Annotated in this window: 1 protein-coding gene; it reads right to left on the bottom strand. The window is 50.1% G+C overall.

What is annotated here, in order from left to right:
- A partial coding sequence (locus tag SJI19_RS24695) for an Rpn family recombination-promoting nuclease/putative transposase (RefSeq protein ID WP_323480876.1) occupies window positions 1-773 on the bottom strand: 773 nt, incomplete at its 3' end.
- Window positions 774-845: the final 72 nt, after the last annotated feature.

The following is an 845-nucleotide window of genomic DNA, read 5'->3' as shown; positions in this document are numbered from 1 at the left end:
TGTATCCCCTTTTGCATGCCCTGCTGCCGTAGTTGCTCAGCTATCGTCATAACATCCTCTCTATAATCAGTGGTATTCTGGTCAATATTATGCAGAAATTGTTCTGCATTCGAGGTGGTTCCACACTCCGCGATATAAAACATCAAGCTGCGAAACTGTGCATGTGGCAGCGCCCATTGGCTTATCAGCCGGGCGATATCGTTGCTTAACTCCAGCATGTCACGGGTTCGGATGTGCTTTTGAATCAGCTCCAGAACCGCCACTCGCCGATGGGTCATGATTTCATCATCCGGCAGGGTGGTGAGATCAATCAGCGGGAACGCCTGAGTGTAAACCGATTTTGCCAGTTCAGGGTCGGCAAAGCAATCCAGCCAATAAGTAGTATAAGGATAAGGTGAGGTGCGGCCATGGTAAAACAGCAGCGGTATCACCACCGGCAACTGCTTATGCCCCTGGTCGAGATGTTGCTGCATGGCCTCAAGGCAATAACCCAGCATACGGAAGGGCATCTTTTTTTCAGGTCGAGATTGGTGCTCTATGACCGTATAAATGTAGCCTGGCCCACCCGTGGTCTGCACCGAGTACAACATATCAGAGTAGCGGCTGCGCAGATTGTTTTTGATAAAGGTGCTGGATTCCATGGCTAAGGTGCTCAAATCGCAGCGCTGGCGTAGTGAGGCGGGCAAATGGATATCAAGGAAATCCCGCGCCACTTCGATATCCCCAAGAAACTTTTTGAACAGCGCGTCGTGATGGGACGATAATTTTGTCATAACGCCTCCCTGGCAAATTGAGACGGCATACTATCGCATCAGGGAAACGTGGATCTATAGTCGAAACCGTAA

This window comes from Acerihabitans sp. TG2 (assembly GCF_035013185.1).
Classification (GTDB): domain Bacteria; phylum Pseudomonadota; class Gammaproteobacteria; order Enterobacterales; family Enterobacteriaceae; genus Acerihabitans.
The sequence above is the reverse complement of the archived record's forward strand: the minus strand, read 5'-3'. Positions and strand labels throughout refer to the sequence as shown.